2 pseudogenes are annotated in these 972 nt (G+C 50.9%); both read right to left on the reverse strand.

The window, feature by feature from the left end:
• Window positions 1-478: pseudogene (locus K4A83_RS22725) on the reverse strand (fibronectin type III domain-containing protein); the annotation flags it as partial.
• A 74-nt stretch (window positions 479-552) separates the two neighbouring features.
• Window positions 553-972, reverse strand: a pseudogene (locus K4A83_RS22730) (Uma2 family endonuclease); the annotation flags it as partial.

A 972-nucleotide genomic window follows, 5' to 3' on the forward strand; every position in this document is an offset into this window, starting at 1 on the left:
GGGTGAGGGTGAAGACGGCACTATACAAGGGGTCTTCGGGGGTTTTGAGGCTGGTGACTTGGTAGGGGAGACGTTGACCGGGGGTGAGGGGGGTGATGAGGGCTTCGTGCCGCCAAATGGGTCGAAAGGTGGGCTGAGTGGGGGGGGTGGGAATTCTGGAGCGGGCATCTTCTCGCAGACGACTGAGTTGTTGACTGGTTGCGATCGCCTTTAACTCCAAATCTCGCCCATAATTGACCCAGTGACGCACTCCCGGAAACTCGGTAAACCACACTACCCGCACGGAATTGGGGGTAGGATATTGCAAAAAGGGATCGGTTAAGAGTTCAGAGGAAGAAGCCACGGTCATATCGAATTGGGAGGGAGAGGGAACCAGTAAACTTAAGCCTAAAGCTAACAGAAAGGGTAATAGACAGACAAATATGGCCGTATACATCCGGCGATATTTGGCAGATTTCCAAGGCTTGGGGTTGAACATAAGGGATGGGGTGAGGATTTTCCTCAGCCTACCAAGGATTCGCCGCAATGTAGCGATCCGGGGAATCTCTAAGCTTAGAGGGTTTCTGGATCAATGCCGAGTTCCCTCAGTTTGGCTAAGGCGCGATCGCGTTCCTGTTGAGCTAAATCCCGTTCCTGTTGAGCTAAATCCCGTTCCTGTTGAGCTAAATCCCGTTCCTGTTGTGCCAGATTCCGCTCTGTAAACAACTCACCTGGCTCCTTAAACGGTTCTCCCGTCGGATGATAAATCACTAACCCTTCCCCCAACAGTTCAAAGCGAATATTCAATAGAGGGGAAGTCCAAGGCAAATGGAGGGGCGTGATTAAGCGAAAACTTTCCTCTATCCTCTCCCGTTCAAACCCCCAAAAATCATAGGACTCGGGGTTATAAAAATACATCTCCAGCACCCCGTACTTTTCATAAAACCGTTGTTTCGCGGCCATTTCTGTCGTCGTATTACTGGGGGAGAGAAT

The sequence above is a fragment of the Spirulina subsalsa FACHB-351 genome, from assembly GCF_026130165.1.
In the GTDB taxonomy this organism is placed as follows: domain Bacteria; phylum Cyanobacteriota; class Cyanobacteriia; order Cyanobacteriales; family Spirulinaceae; genus Spirulina_A; species Spirulina_A subsalsa_A.